At 63.6% G+C, this 18197-nt stretch carries 17 protein-coding genes and 1 tRNA gene; 7 read left to right on the top strand and 11 right to left on the bottom strand.

The features are described from left to right. Positions 1 to 61 precede the first annotated feature (61 nt). From BG83_RS0107100 to BG83_RS0107090, 3 genes are read right to left on the bottom strand one after another with little or no spacing between them, the layout of a single operon-like run. On the bottom strand, positions 62 to 244 hold the full coding sequence (locus BG83_RS0107100; RefSeq protein WP_037031627.1) for a hypothetical protein: 183 nt from the start codon (positions 242 to 244) through the stop codon (positions 62 to 64). A 2-nt stretch (positions 245 to 246) separates the two neighbouring features. Next, positions 247 to 606 carry a hypothetical protein gene (locus BG83_RS27650; protein ID WP_024976066.1) on the bottom strand — a complete coding sequence of 120 codons (360 nt, stop codon included), beginning with the start codon at positions 604 to 606 and terminating at the stop codon, positions 247 to 249. Next, on the bottom strand, positions 606 to 1664 hold the full coding sequence (locus tag BG83_RS0107090; protein ID WP_152543675.1) for a hypothetical protein: 1059 nt from the start codon (positions 1662 to 1664) through the stop codon (positions 606 to 608). The genes BG83_RS27650 and BG83_RS0107090 overlap by 1 nt, the downstream gene beginning before the upstream one ends. A 519-nt stretch (positions 1665 to 2183) precedes the next feature. Between BG83_RS0107090 and BG83_RS0107085 the strand changes: the two genes are divergently transcribed. Further along, the gene (locus BG83_RS0107085) at positions 2184 to 2381 is read left to right on the top strand and encodes a helix-turn-helix transcriptional regulator (RefSeq protein ID WP_024976064.1); all 198 of its coding nucleotides are present in this window, start codon (positions 2184 to 2186) and stop codon (positions 2379 to 2381) included. 123 nt (positions 2382 to 2504) lie between these two features. Here BG83_RS0107085 and BG83_RS28590 read toward each other — a convergent pair whose 3' ends face one another. The 8 genes from BG83_RS28590 to BG83_RS0107045 all read right to left on the bottom strand — a co-directional run bounded on the left by BG83_RS28590 (position 2505) and on the right by BG83_RS0107045 (position 10097). Further along, on the bottom strand, positions 2505 to 4547 hold the full coding sequence (locus BG83_RS28590) for an AAA family ATPase (protein WP_024976063.1): 2043 nt from the start codon (positions 4545 to 4547) through the stop codon (positions 2505 to 2507). Further along, on the bottom strand, positions 4544 to 4867 hold the full coding sequence (locus BG83_RS0107075; RefSeq protein ID WP_152543674.1) for a hypothetical protein: 324 nt from the start codon (positions 4865 to 4867) through the stop codon (positions 4544 to 4546). Before BG83_RS0107075 ends, BG83_RS28590 begins: the two co-directional genes overlap by 4 nt. Continuing rightward, positions 4839 to 5057, bottom strand: a complete 219-nt coding sequence (locus BG83_RS0107070; RefSeq protein WP_024976061.1) for a hypothetical protein — start codon at positions 5055 to 5057, stop codon at positions 4839 to 4841. The genes BG83_RS0107075 and BG83_RS0107070 overlap by 29 nt, the downstream gene beginning before the upstream one ends. A gap of 242 nt (positions 5058 to 5299) precedes the next feature. Beyond that, positions 5300 to 6409 (bottom strand): tyrosine-type recombinase/integrase, encoded by a 1110-nt coding sequence (locus BG83_RS0107065; RefSeq protein WP_024976060.1) that lies wholly within the window; start codon positions 6407 to 6409, stop codon positions 5300 to 5302. Between the two features lie 207 nt (positions 6410 to 6616). Further along, a tRNA-Asn gene (locus BG83_RS0107060) sits at positions 6617 to 6692 on the bottom strand. A 110-nt stretch (positions 6693 to 6802) separates the two neighbouring features. Further along, entirely contained in the window at positions 6803 to 7132 is a 330-nt protein-coding gene (gene fdxA, locus BG83_RS0107055) for a ferredoxin FdxA (RefSeq protein WP_004626101.1), read from the bottom strand. A 178-nt stretch (positions 7133 to 7310) separates the two neighbouring features. Next, complete coding sequence (recJ, locus tag BG83_RS0107050; protein WP_024976059.1) at positions 7311 to 9005, bottom strand: single-stranded-DNA-specific exonuclease RecJ; 1695 nt, start codon at positions 9003 to 9005, stop codon at positions 7311 to 7313. A 12-nt stretch (positions 9006 to 9017) separates the two neighbouring features. After that, entirely contained in the window at positions 9018 to 10097 is a 1080-nt protein-coding gene (locus BG83_RS0107045) for a hypothetical protein (protein ID WP_024976058.1), read from the bottom strand. 71 nt (positions 10098 to 10168) lie between these two features. Here BG83_RS0107045 and BG83_RS0107040 point away from each other — a divergent pair, with 71 nt between their 5' ends. From BG83_RS0107040 to BG83_RS0107015, 6 genes are all read left to right on the top strand, one after another. Next, entirely contained in the window at positions 10169 to 11419 is a 1251-nt protein-coding gene (locus tag BG83_RS0107040) for a lipoprotein-releasing ABC transporter permease subunit (protein ID WP_024976057.1), read from the top strand. Further along, positions 11412 to 12140, top strand: coding sequence for a lipoprotein-releasing ABC transporter ATP-binding protein LolD (gene lolD / locus BG83_RS0107035; protein WP_024976056.1), 729 nt, complete (start codon positions 11412 to 11414; stop codon positions 12138 to 12140). The genes BG83_RS0107040 and lolD overlap by 8 nt, the downstream gene beginning before the upstream one ends. A gap of 84 nt (positions 12141 to 12224) precedes the next feature. Further along, positions 12225 to 13037 carry a TatD family hydrolase gene (locus BG83_RS0107030; protein ID WP_024976055.1) on the top strand — a complete coding sequence of 271 codons (813 nt, stop codon included), beginning with the start codon at positions 12225 to 12227 and terminating at the stop codon, positions 13035 to 13037. Between the two features lie 9 nt (positions 13038 to 13046). Further along, positions 13047 to 15569: a DNA internalization-related competence protein ComEC/Rec2 gene (locus BG83_RS0107025; RefSeq protein ID WP_024976054.1), complete on the top strand. Its 2523-nt coding sequence runs from the start codon at positions 13047 to 13049 to the stop codon at positions 15567 to 15569. Positions 15570 to 15672: 103 nt separating this feature from the next. Then, entirely contained in the window at positions 15673 to 17157 is a 1485-nt protein-coding gene (locus tag BG83_RS0107020) for a circularly permuted type 2 ATP-grasp protein (RefSeq protein WP_024976053.1), read from the top strand. 65 nt (positions 17158 to 17222) lie between these two features. Beyond that, complete coding sequence (locus tag BG83_RS0107015) at positions 17223 to 18173, top strand: alpha-E domain-containing protein (RefSeq protein ID WP_024976052.1); 951 nt, start codon at positions 17223 to 17225, stop codon at positions 18171 to 18173. The last annotated feature ends 24 nt before the right edge of the window (positions 18174 to 18197 follow it).

The following is an 18197-nucleotide window of genomic DNA, read 5'->3' as shown; positions in this document are numbered from 1 at the left end:
GCAGGGTGAATAGGTGGCCCCACTTTTGTCCGCGCAGTAGGAGCCGCGCTGCGTTTCGGCGTCAGCCGGAAACTGAAACTGGTTCGCTCTGGGACAAAGCCCGGTGCAGGAGCGACGTGGCTGCCTGGTTGAAACTCAGTTCAACGCCGACACGCCGCGACATATCGCGTCGCTGGGCTTCGATTTTTTCGAGCATCTGGCTTGGAAGGGCCAGGCTCACTTTCTGCTGTTTCTTCGTGTCCATGCTCATGCCTCATGAAGCCAGTTGTCCCGTGCGTGGTCACGCCAGCGCTTGCGGTTCGCGTGGAGCCGATGCAGGCCGTCTTCGCGGCTGCGCTCTATGCGGTCGCGCACGTGGGCGGCCAGCATCTGCAGTGCACGACGCATCTGCGCTTCCGACAGCGAGGGCCAGCGGGCGATGAACCAAGCGCGCGCCGTGTCGCGGCTGTAGACGAACCCGCCAGCGCCCGCCTGGATCACGATGCGTGGATTTCCGTCGTGGTCCGCGCCGCGCGGCACGACCGAAGCGCCGGCAATGATCGTTGCCACTTCTGCCGGCAGGGCATCGGTGCCCGCAGGCTTCGTGCGGCCAAATAGGCGGCGCATCACGATGCAGTCCAGAACTTCGACGTGTCCGGCACGACGGCTTGGGCATTCACCAGGCACGTAACGTCCAGGTCGCCGCTGACGTTCAGGCGCTTGGCCGTGACAGTCAGTTCCGGCCACACAGCAACGGCAGCCGTACCGAACGCGCCGATGTATGCGGCTGCAGTCTGCGCACTGAGCATCGCCGGCACGCCTTGCACGCTGAAAACGCCATCGCCACGATAGCCCGCGCCAGTGCCGTTCGTGATGGCGCGCAGGTCGCCTTCCTGAAGGTGCTTCGCCGCAGCCAGCGCGAACGTGAATGCGGACGGCGTCGCGGCAGCGATTGCCGCCAGCAACAGCTTGTCTGCGTACTCGGCCACGCCGCGCAAGACCGCATCCAGCAATGCGCTGCGCAGGTCTTCGCCACCGCCCAGGGCGCGGTTCTGTGCGCGCGTAATCGTCGTGCGGAATGCAGCGGTCGGCACGCTCGGCCACGTGAACACGGCATCGTGGGTCGGCAGCGCGCTGGCCGTCGCGTCGGAGCCGTCCGCCAGGGTCTGGAATGCTGCGGGATCGACCACGCGCAGCAGTTGCGGGTCTTCATAGAAGCCCAGCAGCGCATCCGTCTTTTCGCCATTGATCGCAATGGCCTTGTCGCGCGGTGTAGCGATGATGATTCGGGCGCCAGCCTGGGCGACGACGGAATGCTGTTCGATCACGGCGCGCGGATCGAGCGGCAGCGTTTCGCCAGCGGGGCGGTTCTGCACGCCGTACACGTTTGGAGACGGGTTGCCATCCTTGATGAATGCCGCCAGGTCGATGCTGGCCGATGCAGCAGCCGGCTGGGCCATGCGGCGCATGTCGTCACCGTGGCCGTAGTCGCGGAAACCGAGGGCGCGCGAAGCAGCGTCCACCAGGCCGTCCAGCGGGTTTGCCTGCACGGTGCGGCTGGCGTTGGCGCGCTGGCCGCTGCGCTCGCGGTGGAGAAGCTCCAGGCGCGCTGCGTCGCGGGTAGCGGTGGGGACTTCCGGCGTGTCTACCAGGACTTGAAGCTCGGAGATGGTTTTGTTTTTCACGTGGGATCGTTGGTTGGCGTTGATGGCGGGGCCAGTTTCGCAGCGCTGCAATGGCTTTTCCTCTTGCGGAATTTCCAAGGAAAGTGCTGCCGTTAGGAAGGATTTTCCGGATGTGTCAGGGGGATTCCATTTGCAGGATTTGCGTGGAAGAACTGCGAACGATTTTCCGGATTGATGGGCCGGATTCCACCTGCGCGATTTCCGCGCGCACGCCTGCGCTTTCTTGCTACCGTCGTACGCAGGCAGGAAGCCACGCAGCCAGCGCCCACTAGGCTGCGTAGATGCAACTGTGTTGCGTTTGCTAATCATAAAGTTCGATTGGCGAACGCAGGCAGATAGGAATGCACGGGGGTCGTTTGCCCCCGAGGCCCGCACCCCTTCGGGGAGGACCCGCGATCACTTTTCCACAGCAGCGCACCATCCGCGTGGGATTGCGCGCCCTCTTGCTCACCAGCGGCGCGCAGGCTACGCACCGGCAGCGATGCGGCCGCCTGTGAGCCGCCAGGTAGAGACGAAGCAATGTCACAAGGTGAATTCCTCACGCCCGATCAGCTTGTCGAGCGTTGGGCCGGTGCCGTCAGCAAGGGCACGCTTGCCAATTGGCGCCAACAGAAGCGCGGCCCTGCATACATGAAGCTAGGCGCGAAGGTGCGTTACCCGCCTGCCCAGGTCGAAGCATGGGAAGCTGCCAACACGAAGCTGGGCGAAGCGAACTGAATGCTGCTGTCCGGTTTTGTCCGTCCGTCCGGTGCCTATAGGCAAACCGGACAAACCGGACACGGCGAAACAGGACAAACCGGACAAACCGGACGGGCAAACCGGACGCAAACCGGACAGCCCTCACCGTGTTCGGACGTAACCGCCAGAAAGGAATTCGATCAGCCCTTGTTCCTCCAGCGACTTCCGAGCGTCATACATGCGCTGACGTGGGACGTGCCCATCGCGCCTGATCCGGTTTTCCCACGTCTCCACCTTCACCATCGCCTGGCCTTCATCAAATCCTGATGCTGACAGCCGTTCACGGTGTTCGCGCTCCAGTTCTTGCAGCACGCGCAGCATTTCTGTTTGATGCTTGCCCCGGCCAGCCTTTCCGCCCTTCGGCGCTTCGATGAAGTCAGTGGAATGCAGCGCCGCGCCAAACACGCGGTTGCCATCTTCATCCGTCAGGGGCAATTCGACGCCCTGTAGTCGAAACGCCAGCGGTTCGGGGTTCTCGGCGTCTTTCATCTTGTGCGGTTGCATGCGGATGGTGCCGCTTTCGTCCTTGGTGACTTCGTATTCCGCATCAACAGCGCCACGTAGGGCGGTCGATCCACGCGCGCCTTTGCTGGTGTCTTTGCCGCTGTGGTGGACGATGGCAACGGTGGCTTTCCATGGATGGCGCAGTTCGTTGTCCAGGTTGGTGACAAACGCCCCCATGTCGGCGGCGCTGTTCTCGTCGCCTGCACCGAAGTTTCGCGCCAGGGTATCCACCACAATCAGCGACGGCGTTGCGCCGGTTGCGGCGGCCAGTTCGCGTACGGTGGCAGAAACGGTTTTCGCGCTCGCGCCCTCTGTCAGCGCGGCGCTTCGGTTGGACACGTACAGCGGCGCATCGGCTAGGCTCACACCGCGCGCCTCGCTCCACGCACGGAAACGACGCGCCAGGCCGTTGTGGCCTTCGCCAGCGATATAGAACACGGCGCCGCGCTTGACGGGGCGGCCGTGCCATTCCGTGCCCGTGGCGACGCTGCACGCCACGTCGATGGCAACGAACGATTTGCCGTGTCCAGGCTCACCGTAGATGACAGCCATGGAATCGCGTTCGACGTAGCCGCGCACCAGCCAATCAATGGGCTTCAGGTGTTCGACCATGGCGCCCACGTTCAGGAACGCAAAGCGATTGGACGTGGGCGGTTCGTTGTCGTTCGCTGCAGCCATGTGCGTCCGCAGAGCATCGCGCACAGCAGCGATGCCGTGTGTTGCCGCAAAGTCGTTCCAATCCTTCCCGGACTCGCCAGGCTCAAACGACGGCGCAGCAACGTCTATTCCAAGTTCAGCAGCCACATCCCTGGCAGCGATCAGTCCCCGGTTCTCGGCCGAAGCATGGTCGTTATCGGCGGCGACCACCAGGCGTGAATACGGGTATTTCTCGCGCAAGGCTTTGGCTACACGCCCGAGGTTCCCAGCGTCGAAGGCGATGACGGTGGTGGCGTTCGTTGCAGCACTCACGCTCGCGCCCGTCGCGTAGCCTTCGCAAACGAAAATTGTTTTGTCGGTGCCAGGCAGAACCAGCATGCCGCCGCCTTTGCGCGCACCCTTCAGGAAAAACTTGTCGCCGTTCGGCATGATGGCCTCCAGCGACTGGATTTCGCCCGAGACATCGCGCACCGGCACCAGGAGGCAGTTTTTCAGCACACCGCTTTGTTCGGGGTCATCAAACCATCCAGCGCGCTCGATGGTCACCTGCTTTACGCCGGCCGCGTTGGTGATGCCCTTGCGTGCCAAGTACGGGTGCGACGGGTCTACCGGGTCGGCCAGTTCCCAAACCGCAGCAGCGATGCCGGCGCGGCCCATCCAACGGAATTGCTGCTCAGCGTCGCGGGCTGCGCGAGCCGCACGCAACTGCACCCGATCTTTCGGCGTGAAGTCTTGCGCGGTGCCGGACTTCCAGTTCTGCTGAATGCCTGCGCGCCAGCAGCCGAAGAAACCCGCAGGGCTGTCGTCAAGGTGAAGGGCATAGTAACCAGCCCTGCCCCCAGCGCGTCCAGTGGTGCTGAATCGGTGCAGGCTGCCGTCTGCCTCAATGTGGTCGGGCGGAGTGACGCCAGCGGCAACAATGGCGGCGCGGAATTGTTCGATCACGTCATGTGCAGACGTGGTGCGCACGGCATTGGATTTCATGCCTCACCCCGCTGCATTGCCAGGTCGTTGACGACAGGCGCCACGCAATCGCGGAAGCCGTTGAGACTCGCCAACAGCGACAGATCATGCTCCACCGTCTCGGGGGACTGGCCCAGGCGCAACAGGCGCGGCACTAGGTCAGCAAGCGCGATATGAATCTGCGCTAGGTTGTGCGCAAAAGCGACACGCTCAAAATAGCGAAGGTAACTGCGCGGCGATTTGGTGTTCGTCCGCTTATAATTCCGGCAGGCGTTTTTCTTAGAGGCGGTCATCTTCGGTGGCTGCCTCTTTTTATTTGCATTCCACGGCTGCTTCAGCAAGCCACTGCTGATAGCGGCTTTCGCTGATAAGCAACTTCTTTCCGATCCTGACGACAGCTTTTGAAAGACCGTTGTTATCGCGGTTCCGAAGCTGGTAGCGCAGCGTCAGTACCGAAAGAATCTTCGGCCAGCGCGCAGCCAGTTCCTTGACGGTGAACAGGTCCGACAATTCTATTTGAGTGGTTTGCACGGTTTAAATCCATCGATTTGGTTGCGATGGATGTCATTTTCGCGCGCGCTGTTTTTTAAACAAGGCTAACGTATAGGCGTTGAACTTCGATGCTTGCGCGGTGAGTGAGGACATGTATTCACGTGCATGAATACTTTTATGAATCGGTGTTAGCGCGCGTGAATGAGGATGATTCTGTTGATGAAAAAAGAGGCGCATTTTGCGCCCCTTGAAATTCAGAATAATTCTTAGCGGTGTGTTGTTTAGGCACCACCAATGCCAAGCGTTCGCTCTGCAAGCTCCACGGCGTCGTCGGTGTCCAGGTGCACGTACTTCTGCAGGGCCGCGAGCGTTTTGTGTCCGGTGACGTTCCGCACCTTGGCGATGTTCTTCTCGGCGCGGATAAGCCGTGTTGCAACGGTGTGGCGCGCGCTGTGCAGCACAACCTGGTCCAGCGGGTCAGTGCGGTCCTGCCATAGCCCCGCGCGCTTGCGGACGGCCTTCCAGACTTCCTTTATGTCTTTGGCGCGCTTCGGGTGGCGCGGATCGTAGAACACGTAATCGCTGCCGAGCGGGCGCACCTTGCTGGCATCGGCCAGTGATGCCTTCACGTCGCGCACCAAGGGCAGGGCGCGCGATTCCCCGTTCTTTGTGTCGTGCAGCCAGCCCACTGATTGCGCCATGTCCAGGTCCTGCCAGCGCAGGTTCAACACTTCCGACTTGCGCGCGCCAGTGGTCAGGCACACCCGCAGGAATAGCCGCATCATCGGCCAGGATGACGCCTCGCACGCTGTGTACAGGCGCTGTTCTTCGTCTGCCGTCAGAATGCGGCGCCGGCCCTTCGATTCTTGTTCCTTTCTTACCTGTCCAGCCTTCATCGGGTGGTGGTCGATGACGCCGCGCTGTACGGCGAAGTTCAGGACGCTGCTCAAGCTGGCCAGATACCGGTTCACTGTCGCCGGGGTCAGCGTCTTGTCTGTCGTCTTCGTGCCTTCAGGGGTGTGGTGCCGCGCCTGCTGTGCCATCAGCTTGGCCTTGCACGCGTTGATAGCGCCTCGGTCTACAGCGCCCGTTTTCATGGCGCCCAGTTCGGCCCGCCAGAAATCAATGTGAGCGGCGGACCAGTACCGCGTGCCCTTGGTCGGTGGTGCCTTGACGAACGAGTCCAGAAGGTCAGAGAAGGTCGGGCCAGTTGCCGCGCCTAGCGCCGCCAGCCCAGCGCTGTTTTCGTTCTCGCGTAGCCAGTTCTTTGCGTCCGTCTTGTTCGCAAACACCTTCGACTTGCTGACGGATTTGCCGTTGACGTTGCGGCGGATGAAGGCGCGATATGCCGTCTTGCCGTCCGGCGTTTTGCGCGTGGTGATAGACCCCATGGTGCCCCCGAATGTGCAGTTTGACTGGATTACGCACATTTACACACGACAGCGCGCAATCCCTTGCCAATACTACATCCACCGGAGATTTTAAGTCCGCGGTGTCTACCAATTTCACCACTCGGGCTTGGGGCGGGTGCAAAACAATACACGAGACCGACGCCACAAATGAAAACGCCCCGCACGAAGCGAGGCGTTTTGTTATTTTGGCTCCCCGACCTGGGCTCGAACCAGGGACCTACGGATTAACAGTCCGGCGCTCTACCGACTGAGCTATCGGGGAATCGCTGCAACAGCGAAGAAATGAATTCTAGCTAGTTTTCGATCTGCCCGTCAACACCTTTTTTTTGCGATGCACTACAAAAATGTGTCCGACAAGTTCACTCAACTAGTTCAGCCGCGGTCGAGGTACTGCTCCTTGTCCTTCACGTCCTTCCAGTCGTCGGCGTCGGGCAAGGGTTGCTTGGTCTTGGTGATGGACGGCCAGCCGGCTTGTGCAAGCTCGACATTGATGGCGATCCACTTCTGCTGATCAGCGGGCACGTCTTCTTCAGCATAGATGGCGTTGACCGGGCATTCGGCCACGCAGACGGCGCAGTCGATGCACTCGTCCGGATCAATCGTCAGGAAGTTCGGGCCTTCGCGGAAGCAGTCGACGGGGCAGACGTCCACGCAGTCGGTGTACTTGCAGCGGACACAGCTTTCGGTAACGACGTGAGTCATTTCGCTTGGAAGTTGATGCTAGGAATTCGTGGGGCGCGCGGTCATGGATGCTTGTGCGTTCCCATGCCGGCAGTCCCGCATTGTAACGCACCGGCCGTGCCCGACTGCTGCGTCATCTGTGTGCCGTCAGACAGTTTTGGCATGTGTTTATGCGTTCGCGCAAGGTTTGACCAATCTGCTATTGCGCATGCTCGATCACCATCTGCACGCGCGTAATGCCGTTGAAGGTGTTGTTGTCGAGCCGGTAGGCCACATACGCCGAGGCGCCCAGCGGCTCCGCGTGGTTGAACCAGATGGCGTCGAAATGCTGCTTGCCGCGGCCAAGCTTGAGTTTCAGGTGCTTCTCCTTCAGCACGGCCTGCGACAGCACATCGAATTCGCCGCAGAAGCTTGGCGCCGGAAAGCCCTGACCCCAGACCTGGGTTTCGAGCAGCTCGACGAACTGCGGCGTGAAGCATTCGGGGTCCGCCTCGCCATCGGTTTCGAGCACGCGTGAGAGCAGCGCCTCGGTCAGCCATTCGCGGCCGACGGCCTCGAAGGTCGAGACGAATGCATCGAACCCGTCTTCACGCAGCGTGAGCCCAGCCGCCATGGCATGGCCGCCGAACTTCACGATCAGGCCCGGGCTGCGCTTGTGCACGGCGTCCAGCGCATCGCGCAGGTGGAAGCCGGGAATCGAACGGCCCGAGCCCTTGATGACCCCATCGTCGCCGGGCGCGAAGGTGAAGACGGGGCGGTGGAATTTGTCCTTGATGCGAGAGGCGACGATGCCGATCACGCCCTGGTGCCACGTCTCGTTGTAGACCGCGATGGTGTGGCGGCCCGCGCCGTCCAGGGCATTCATGCTGTCGAGGATGGCGAGCGCTTCCTGCTGCATGCCGGCTTCGATCTCGCGGCGCTCGCGGTTCATACCGTCGAGTTCCGCGGCGATGGCCATGGCGCGGTCGTAGTCATCGGTGAGCAGGCATTCGATGCCCAGTGACATGTCGGCTAAGCGCCCGGCGGCGTTCAGACGGGGGCCGAGGCCGAAGCCGAGATCGAACGTCGACGCGCGACGCGCCTCGCGGCCGGCCACGCGGAACAGCGCGGCGATGCCCGGGCACATCCGCCCGGCGCGCATGCGCTTGAGGCCTTGCGCGACCAGCAGCCGGTTGTTGGCGTCGAGCTTGACCACGTCGGCCACGGTGCCGAGTGCTACCAGATCGAGCAGCGCATCAAGGCGCGGCTGATCTTGCGGCGTGAACACGCCCCGCTTGCGCAACTCCGCCCGCAGCGCCAGCAGTACGTAGAACATCACGCCCACGCCCGCCAGATTCTTGCTCGGGAAGCCGCAGCCCGGCTGGTTCGGGTTGACGATCACGCGCGCCTCGGGCAACTGCGCCCCGGGCATGTGGTGGTCTGTCACGACAACATCGATGCCCAGCGCATTGGCCGCAGCCACGCCCGCCACATCGGCGATGCCGTTGTCGACGGTGACCAGCACGTCCGGCTTCTCGCGCGCGGCCAGTGCCACGATTTCGGGCGACAGGCCGTAGCCATACTCAAAGCGGTTCGGGACGATGTAGCTGACCTGCGCGCCGAGCATGCGCAAGCCGCGCACGCCGACGGCGCAGGCGGTGGCGCCGTCGCAGTCGTAGTCGGCAATGATCAGAAGGCGCTTGCTGGCGGCGATGGCATCGGCGAGGTAGCGCGCTGCATCGTCAATGCCCTTGAGTTGCGCGGGCGGCAGCAGGTCGGTCAGCTCGGTCGACAGTTCGTCGGGCCGGGCGACGCCCCGGGCGGCGAGGATGCGTGCGAGCACAGGGTGAATGCCGTGGCCGGCCAGCGTGGTGGCGGCGTCGGCCGAATGCGAACGGACAGCGATGCGGGTCATGCAGGATTAGCCTCAAGCGGCCATGGAAAGCGGGGAGAGCGCATCACGCAAGGTGCGTGGACGACTGAAGCGGCGCAGCCAGCCGAACGGGCCATTGGCGAGTTCGCGGCGGGTGACGCGGTAGTGGGCGTAGTGCGAGTCGCCGGTCAGCACGAGCGAGACGGCATTGATGCGGCCGTCGGCCAGCGCATCGGCGGCAGGGGTAAACCAGTCGCGGTCGTACGCGCGCAGGGTTTCGATCCAGTCGTACCAGTCGGCGGAGAGATACGGCTTGCCGGCGTTGTCCAGCAGCGCGGCGGCGCTCGTGTCGTCGAACGGCACGGCGGCCAGCGTTTCCGCGCACAGTTCAGTGGCGTTGCCGGCGTGACACAGGCCGGCGAAGAACGGATCGGCTCCGATCATGCGCTCGGCAATGGGGCGGGCGTCGACCAGCGCGCCCTGGCCGAATAGCCAGACCGAATTGACCGGCAGCAGGCCACGCGCCTCGCGCGCTTGGTTCACGGGGTGGTCGTACCAGGTCATCTGGATCTCGTTCTGGAACTTGCGCCAGGCGCGCTCCTGCTCGCCCTTGTGCATCCAGATGTCGATGTTGTGGCCGGTTGCGCGTTGCGGCGCGGCGGCAATGAGGTCGCCAAAGGGTGAATCGGCGACGTACCAGCGGGCGGCGTGCGTGGCATCGAGCGTGATGCCCATTTCGGCGACCAGGGGGGTGATGGCGGCGCGCAGGGCGTCGGCGTCTGCGGCTTCCAGGCGGAGCTGGGCCGGGTCGAGCATCACCAGATGGTCCCGGGCGGCGTGGATGTGGACCGGCTGCAGGCAGGCCCAGGTGCGCGTGTCGGCGCTGCCGCCGTCCGCCAGTCGCATGTACGGCGCCGACGGCAGCGGAGAAATGGGTAGCCCGGCATGCGCAGCCAGCCAGCGCTCGTGCGGCAGCGTGGGCAGGTAGGCGTCGTCGTGGCGCTCGCGTTCCGCCTCGCGTGCACGCGCGAGCAACCTTTCCAGGCCTGGCAAGGTCAATTGACGGTAAGCGTCGTCCGCCACCTCGGCAGCGGGCGCGCAAAACGGGACAATCAGGGTGAGTTCAGGAATCATGGCTCCGAGATTGTAAACTTCCGGCTCGTCGGCCAGTGAGCCGGACAAATCACACCCACGGGGAATCCCCTTTGAAACTTCCATACGAATGGCAGATCGGCTGGCGGTATACGCGCGCAAGCAAGCGCGCCAGCCGCAATAGCTTCATCTCTTTCATCTCGCTCATCTCCATGCTCGGCATTGCGCTGGGGGTGGCGGCGCTGATCATCGTGCTCTCCGTCATGAACGGCTTCCAGAAGGAAGTGCGGGACCGCATGCTGTCGGTGCTGGCACATATCGAGGTCATGGCGCCGAACAGTCTGCCGGACTGGCAGCGTACCGCCAATGAGGCGATGCAGAACAAGGAAGTCATCGGGGCGGCACCATACGTGGGCGCGCAGGCCATGATCACGCGCGACGAGGCGGTGCGCGGCGTGCTGCTGCGCGGGGTGTCGCCGGCGGACGAGCCGAAGGTTTCGGACATTGCGAAGGACTTCAAGGCGGGTACGATCGACGACCTGAAACCTGGCGAATTCGGCATCGCCCTAGGCAGCCAACTGGCCAACGGCCTGGGCGTGCACCAGGGGGACAAGGTCACGCTGGTGGCGCCGCAGGGCACCATCACCCCGGCGGGCGTGTTGCCGCGCCTGAAGCAGTTCACGGTGACGGGCATCTTCGAATCGGGCCACTACGAGTTCGACAGCTCGCTGGCGCTGGTCAATATGGAAGACGCCGAGCGCCTGTTCCGCCTGGACGGCCCGACCGGCGTGCGCCTGAAGCTGGTGGACATGGACCGTGCCCCGCAGGTGGCCGAAGCCCTGTCGCGCACGCTGACCGGCGAGCTGTACATCCGCGACTGGTCTCGCCAGAACCGCAACTGGTTTGCCGCCGTGAAGACCGAGAAGAAGATGATGTTCATCATCCTCACGCTGATCATCGCCGTGGCGGCATTCAACCTGGTGTCCACGCTGGTGATGACGGTGACGGACAAACAGGCCGACATTGCCATCCTGCGCACGATGGGCGCGCAGCCGGGCTCGATCATGAAGATCTTTATCGTGCAAGGCGTGGCGATCGGGTTTATCGGCACATTGCTGGGCGTGGGCTTCGGCACGCTCATCGCGTACAACATCGACGTGATCGTGCCTTTCATCGAGCGTCTCTTCCACGTGCAATTCCTGCCGCGTGACATCTACTTCATCAGCGAACTGCCCTCGGACCCCCGCGTGAACGACATTGCGACCATTGGCATCATTTCCTTCATCCTTGCGTCGGTGGCGACGCTGTATCCGAGCTGGCACGCCTCGCGCGTGAATCCGGCGGAGGCGCTGCGCTATGAGTGAGGCCGTCATGACTTCCATGGAAGCGCCGGCCGCAGCGCCGCAGGGTGTGGTGGTGCAGGCCGAAGGACTATCCAAGTCGTTCCACCAGGGCGGCTTGAATGTCGACGTGCTCAAGGGCGTGGACATCCGCATCGGCGTGGGCGAGAAGGTCGCCATCGTCGGCGCGTCGGGCTCCGGCAAGAGCACGTTGCTGCATGTGCTGGGCGGGCTGGATGAGCCGACGTCGGGCCGCGTCTCGTTGCTCGGCAAGCCTTTCACCGCAATGAAGGAGCGCGAGCGCAACACCCTGCGTAATCGGGCGCTGGGCTTTGTCTATCAGTTCCACCATCTGTTGCCGGAATTCACCGCGCTGGACAACGTCGCGATGCCGCTGCGCATTCGTGGCGTGGAAGAAGCGCAAGCGCGCCACACCGCACAGGCGATGCTCGAGCGCGTGGGCCTGGGCCCGCGCACGGCGCACCGCCCGGGCGAGCTGTCCGGCGGCGAGCGCCAACGCGTGGCGATTGCGCGTGCGCTGGTCGGGTCCCCGGCTTGCGTGCTGGCTGATGAGCCCACCGGCAACCTCGACGACCACACCGCCGGTGAAGTGTTTGATCTGATGCTGGAACTCACGCGCACGCTGGGCACCAGCTTTGTCATCGTCACGCACGATATCGAACTGGCGGGCCGCTGCGACCGCATTTTCCGCCTGCGGGAAGGCCATTTGCACCAAGAGCGCTGAGCCGGGCGGCACAATCGGAAAAGGCGGATTCCAGAACACCGCGCTTTCCGGTACGTTGCCGCCTTTTCTAGCGCAGAACTGACCATGTGGATCGACACCCATTGCCACCTCGACGCCAGCGACTTTGATACCGACCGTGATGCAGTCGTTGCGCAGGCGCATGCGGCGGGCGTCAACCACATCGTCGTGCCGGCGGTCGCGCGCTGGAATTTCGATACGGTGCGGGCGCTGGCGCATCGGCATGCCGGTTGCAGTTATGCGCTGGGCATCCATCCGATCTACGCCGCGCAGGCCACCGACGACGACCTGCTCGAACTGCGCCGCCAGGTCGCCGCGTCAATGGATGACCCGCGCTTTGTGGCCGTCGGCGAGATCGGCCTCGACTTCTTCATTCCCGACTACGACGTTGAGCGGCAGAACGCCGTCTTCCGTGCGCAACTGGGCATCGCTCGCGAATTCGACCTGCCTGTGCTGATGCACGTGCGCAAGTCGCAGGACCAGGTGCATAGCGCCGCCGCCAAGGCGGGCGTACGCGGAATTGCGCATGCGTTCAACGGCAGCCCGGAACAGGCGCATCGCTTTGTCGATTCCGGTTTCAAGCTGGGATTCGGCGGCGTCTTTACCTTCTCGCGCGCCAATCGCGTGCGTCGGCTGGCGCAGGAATTGCCGATCGAGTCGATCGTGCTGGAAACCGACGCGCCCGACCTCGCGCCCGCTTGGTTGGCCGACGACCAGTTCGGCGAGCAGGGTCGTGTGCGCAATGTTCCGACAGAAGTCGCGCGCATCGCCGACGCGATGGCGCAATTGCGTGGCATCTCCGTTGAGGCGTTGGCCGAGCAGGCGTGCCGCAACAGCATCGAAGCCATTCCTCGCCTGGCAGCGCTGTTGCCAGTCTGACGGCCGCGCGTGCGTCTGTGGCTGATCGGCTTTGTTGCCGGCTGCATGGCATTGCAGATGCAGGCGACGCTCGCGCCGGTGTGGCAGCCGCTGGGCGTGGTGTTGCTCTGCCTGTTGCTGGCAGTTGTCATGCGACGTCGGCCAATGCTGTTTCCCGTCTTGCTGGTCGCCAGCGCCATCGCGGCGGGTTTTGGCTGGAGCGATTGGTGCGCGCAGCAGCGCATGGCCGTGGCCCTCAGCCCTGCGTGGGAAGGCAAGGACATCATTGCAACCGGGGTGGTTGCCGAGCTGCCGCAGAATGGCGACGACGCCACGCGTTTTCTCTTCCACATCGAATCCAGTAATGCGGGTGATGCCGTGCCGCCACGCGTGCGCCTGTCCTGGTATGGCACGCGAACCTGGGGCAACGTAAGCGAGGAGGGCGCAAAGCCCGACCAACGTGCCGGCATCCCCGATCTGAAACCCGGCCAACGCTGGCAGCTGACGCTACGCGTAAAGCGCCCGCATAGCCTGACCAACCCCGGTGGCTTCGATGGCGAATACGCAATGCTGGCCGACAACATCCGCGCCATCGGCTACGTCCGTACGGGAAAGCGCGCGCAGAACGTCGCGCTGGATGAGGCCGGCACCGGTTTCGGCGTTGAGGTAGAGCGCTGGCGTGCCAGCGTGCGGCGCCACATCCTCGCGACGTTGCCCGATGCACGCTACGCGGCCGTCATGGTGGCGCTCGTGGTGGGCGACCAAAGCGGCATCGCCCGCGATGACTGGGACCTGTTCCGCCGCACAGGCATCAGTCACCTCGTCAGCATTTCAGGGCTGCACATTACGATGATCGCCGGGCTGTTTGCCGCGTTGTGGATGGCGTTGTGGCGCCGGTCGTTCGGGCTGGCGCGCTGGCAGCACACGCCATTGCCGCTGCGCATGCCCACCCCGCGCGCAGGCGCCATCGCGGCCATGTTGGGGGCGTTCGGCTACTGCCTGCTTGCCGGGATGGGCGTGCCTGCGCAGCGCACGCTGCTGATGCTGTCCACCGTAGCCATCGCCAGGTTGACCGATCGGAATGTGCCGGCCAGCCTGTCGCTGTGCTGGGCGGCCGCCGTGGTGGCGGTGGTCGACCCGTGGGCGGTCATGTCGGCCGGGTTCTGGCTGTCATTCGGCGCGGTGGCGATCATCTTCATCGCCGCGCAGATGGCGCTCGATGGCCGGCGCAATGGCAAAGCAGAGGGCTGGATGAAGCGCACCTGGCATGCATTGGCGGCCGGTACGCGGATTCAGTTTGCGGTTACGTTCGGCCTTTTACCGTTGACCTTGCTGTTGTTCCAGCAGACCTCGGTGGTTTCCGCGGTGGCCAATGGGCTGGCGATTCCCGCGGTGAGTTTCGTGACGACACCGCTGGCGCTGATCGGCGCGGCGCTCCCTGATCCGGTAGCGCGGCCGGTGCTGATGTTGGCCGAGGCGAGCTTCCGCTGGCTGGCCATTTGGCTTGAATGGCTGGCACAGCCGCGCTGGTCGGTGTGGGTTGCGCCGGTCGCGCCCGTGTGGGCCTTGCTGCTGTCGATGGGCGGCGTGGCGCTATTGCTGTTGCCTGGCGGCATGCGCGCATGGGCATGGCGCGCTCAAGGGGCCTTGCTCCTCTTGCCGCTCGTGCTGGCGCGTGTGCCAGCTCCACCGCCCGGCGAATTCCGGCTCATCGCGTTCGATATCGGCCAAGGTGCCGCAGCATTGGTCGAAACCACCAACCATCAACTCCTGTTCGATACCGGCCCGCGCTACAGCGATCAGGCGGATGCCGCCGCCCGCGTCATCACGCCCTATCTGCAGGGCCACGGCGTCGAATCGCTCGACACGCTTGTCGTCAGCCACGAAGACAGCGACCACGCCGGTGGCACCGAAACGGTGATCGATGCGGTGCCAGTGCGCACCATGTTGGCGTCTTTGCCTCAACGGCACGCCTTGCGCAGCGTGGCCGATGAAAACGGCATCCGCTTTACCGATTGTTTGGCTGGGCAAGCATGGACGTGGGATGGCGTTGTCTTTGAGGTGCTGCACCCGCTGCGCCAGCCTGCTGAAAGCGAGCGCGTGTCCAGCAACGCCCGCAGTTGTGTGGTGCGCATCGCCAATGGCCGCCACGCTGCGTTGCTGACCGGCGATATCGAAGCCGCCCAGGAAAGCGCCCTCATCGCCGCCGAAACGCCTGGGCGACTGATGGCAGACATCTTGCTTGTGCCGCATCACGGCAGCAAGACAAGCTCCAGCGGCGCGTTCTTGGACGCAGTTTCTCCGCAGGTGGCAGTTTTCCAGGTCGGCTACCGCAACCGGTACGGACATCCGCATCCGCACGTCTGGCAGCGCTACGTGTCGCGCGACATCGACGGTTTGCGCACGGACAGGACCGGTGCCGTCGTCATCGAGACCGACGGCGATGTGCTGGACGTCCAGACTGCGCGTACCATGCGGCCGCGGTACTGGTCTTCCGCGCAGGAAGTGGAATCCCTGGCAACGGCCACCGGCGCCTTCGACGCCCAGCCGTAAACTTGGAGGCATAACGGGTTGGCCCCATTGTGGGGGTCAAAACCGCTGTGCTATAAAAACCACGTGCCGCGTACATCGCGCGGCGCCGTCAGGGGAGAAAAGCATGGCAGTCCGGTTCTACGATGAAATGCTCAACTGGCATGACGGGGACCGCAACCCTCACGCCGCCGAACCGGCCCCGGCAGCCCTCGTCCAGCAAGGCGAGGTGCGCGGCCACTACGGACGTTTCGCCGAATGGCTGGGCGCGCAGTCCGCCACGACGCTGCAGAACAAGCGCGCCGAGGCAGACCTGATCTTCCGCCGCGTCGGCATCACCTTTGCCGTGTACGGCGACAAGGACGAATCGAACAGCGGCACCGAGCGCACGATTCCGTTCGACATCATTCCGCGCATCTTCCCGGCCAGTGAGTGGGCCAAGCTCGAACGCGGCCTGCGGCAACGCGTTGATGCGCTCAACCGCTTTCTGCACGACATCTATCACGAGCAGAACATCCTGCGTGCCGGCGTTATCCCGCCCGATCAGATCTACAACAACGCCCAATACCGCCCCGACATGCTCGGCGTGGACGTGCCGCGCGACATCTACGCGCACGTGGCCGGCATTGACATCGTGCGTGCCGGCGAGGGCGAGTTCTACGTGCTGGAAGACAACCTGCGCGTGCCTTCCGGTGTGTCGTACATGCTGGAAAACCGCAAGATGATGATGCGGCTGTTTCCGGAATTGTTTGCGCGCAATCGTGTGGCGCCCGTCGCGCATTACCCCGACATGCTGCTCGACATGCTGCGCAGCGTGTCGCCGCAGAACATTGCCGATCCGACGGTGGTGGTGCTCACGCCCGGCATGTACAACTCGGCGTATTTCGAGCATGCGTTTCTTGCGCAGCAGATGGGCGTTGAGCTGGTGGAGGGGCACGATCTTTTCGTGCAGGACGATCACCTCTATATGCGCACGACGCAGGGTCCGCAGCGCATCGACGTCATCTATCGCCGGGTGGACGACGATTTCCTCGATCCGCTGGTGTTCCGGCCGGATTCTTCCCTGGGTGCGGCAGGGCTGCTGTCGGTCTATCGCGCGGGCAACGTCACGATCTGCAATGCCATCGGCACCGGCGTGGCGGATGACAAGTCGATCTATCCGTATGTGCCGGACATGATCCGCTTCTACCTTGGCGAAGAGCCGATCCTCAATAACGTGCCGACGTACATGTGCCGCCGGCCGGACGACCTGCAATACGTGCTCGACCACATGGGCGAACTGGTGGTCAAGGAAACGCACGGTGCAGGCGGCTACGGCATGCTGGTCGGTCCGGCCGCCACGCAGGAAGAGATTGCCGCCTTCCGTGAGGTGGTGAAGGCTCGCCCGGAACAATACATTGCCCAGCCCACGCTGGCGTTGTCGACTTGTCCAACGTATGTGGAAGCAGGCATCGCGCCGCGCCATATCGATCTGCGGCCGTTCGTGCTGTCCGGCAAGGATGTGCGCATGGTGCCGGGCGGCCTCACGCGCGTGGCGTTGCGGGCGGGCTCGCTGGTGGTCAACTCGTCGCAGGGAGGCGGGACGAAGGATACGTGGGTGCTGGAGCGCTGAAAGCTCGCGCATTGTCGCAACTGGCAGTCGATCAATTGCATATCGAATACGTAGAAGGGAACGCCATGCTCAGCCGCACCGCAGACCACCTTTTCTGGATGGCGCGCTACACCGAACGCGCCGAGAACACCGCCCGCATGCTCGACGTGAACTACCAGACCTCGCTGCTGCCGCAATCCGCGGAAGTGGCCGAGCAGGGCTGGTGGGCAATGCTCGACATCTGCGAACTGACGCAGGTCTTTGACGAACGCTATGGCCTGCTCTCGCGCGATGATGTGATCGATTTCATGGTGCGTGACATGACCAACCCGTCGTCGATCATGAGTTGCCTGCGCGGCGCGCGTGAGAACGCCCGGGCGGTACGCGGCTCCATCACGACCGAGGTTTGGGAGACCATCAACACCACGTGGCTGGACGTTCAGCGCCTGATTGCCGAAGGCATGCTGCGGGACGATCCGTCGCAATTCTTTGAATGGGTGAAGTTCCGCTCGCATCTGTCGCGCGGCGTGCAGGTCGGCACCATGCTGACGGACGACGCGTTCCATTTCATGCGCCTGGGCACGTTCCTGGAACGCGCAGACAATACTGCACGGCTGCTGGATGTGAAGTTCCAGTCCACGCCCACGCGCGATGAAACCGCGGCGGAGCAGGGCGACTTCTACCATTGGGCCGCCACGCTGCGCTCGGTGTCGGGCTTCGAGGTCTACCGCAAGATCTATCGCAACGTCATTACGCCGACGCGCGTGGCGGAGTTGCTGATTCTTCGCAGCGACATGCCGCGTTCGCTGCTGGCCAGCATGGACGAGGTGGTTGAGATTCTTGCGACTGTGCGCAACAGTCAATCGGCAGAGACCGAACGTCGCGCTGGTAAACTGCACGCCGACCTGCGGTACGCCCGCATCGAAGATATTTTTGCGGTCGGCCTGCATGCCTGGCTGACCAACTTCCTGGAGCGGATCGGCGACTTGGGCAACGGCATCAGCCAGGATTTCCTGGTGCCGCTCGAGGTGGCGTGACGTGCAGGACAATGTGCATACATC

The sequence above is a fragment of the Ralstonia pickettii genome, assembly GCF_000607165.1.
Classification (GTDB): Bacteria; Pseudomonadota; Gammaproteobacteria; order Burkholderiales; family Burkholderiaceae; genus Ralstonia; species Ralstonia holmesii.
Note: the sequence above shows the minus strand (reverse complement) of the source record. Positions and strands in the feature narration are given on the sequence as shown.

What these genes read in the sequence shown, in the direction of transcription:
- BG83_RS0107100 (WP_037031627.1), bottom strand. Translation starts at nt 244, where the DNA reads ATGGACACGAAGAAACAGCAGAAAGTGAGCCTGGCCCTTCCAAGCCAG.
- BG83_RS27650 (WP_024976066.1), bottom strand. Translation starts at nt 606, where the DNA reads ATGCGCCGCCTATTTGGCCGCACGAAGCCTGCGGGCACCGATGCCCTG.
- BG83_RS0107085 (WP_024976064.1), top strand. Translation starts at nt 2,184, where the DNA reads ATGTCACAAGGTGAATTCCTCACGCCCGATCAGCTTGTCGAGCGTTGG.
- BG83_RS28590 (WP_024976063.1), bottom strand. Translation starts at nt 4,547, where the DNA reads ATGAAATCCAATGCCGTGCGCACCACGTCTGCACATGACGTGATCGAA.
- BG83_RS0107065 (WP_024976060.1), bottom strand. Translation starts at nt 6,409, where the DNA reads ATGGGGTCTATCACCACGCGCAAAACGCCGGACGGCAAGACGGCATAT.
- fdxA (WP_004626101.1), bottom strand. Translation starts at nt 7,132, where the DNA reads ATGACTCACGTCGTTACCGAAAGCTGTGTCCGCTGCAAGTACACCGAC.
- recJ (WP_024976059.1), bottom strand. Translation starts at nt 9,005, where the DNA reads ATGACCCGCATCGCTGTCCGTTCGCATTCGGCCGACGCCGCCACCACG.
- BG83_RS0107045 (WP_024976058.1), bottom strand. Translation starts at nt 10,097, where the DNA reads ATGATTCCTGAACTCACCCTGATTGTCCCGTTTTGCGCGCCCGCTGCC.
- lolD (WP_024976056.1), top strand. Translation starts at nt 11,412, where the DNA reads ATGAGTGAGGCCGTCATGACTTCCATGGAAGCGCCGGCCGCAGCGCCG.
- BG83_RS0107030 (WP_024976055.1), top strand. Translation starts at nt 12,225, where the DNA reads ATGTGGATCGACACCCATTGCCACCTCGACGCCAGCGACTTTGATACC.
- BG83_RS0107020 (WP_024976053.1), top strand. Translation starts at nt 15,673, where the DNA reads ATGGCAGTCCGGTTCTACGATGAAATGCTCAACTGGCATGACGGGGAC.
- BG83_RS0107015 (WP_024976052.1), top strand. Translation starts at nt 17,223, where the DNA reads ATGCTCAGCCGCACCGCAGACCACCTTTTCTGGATGGCGCGCTACACC.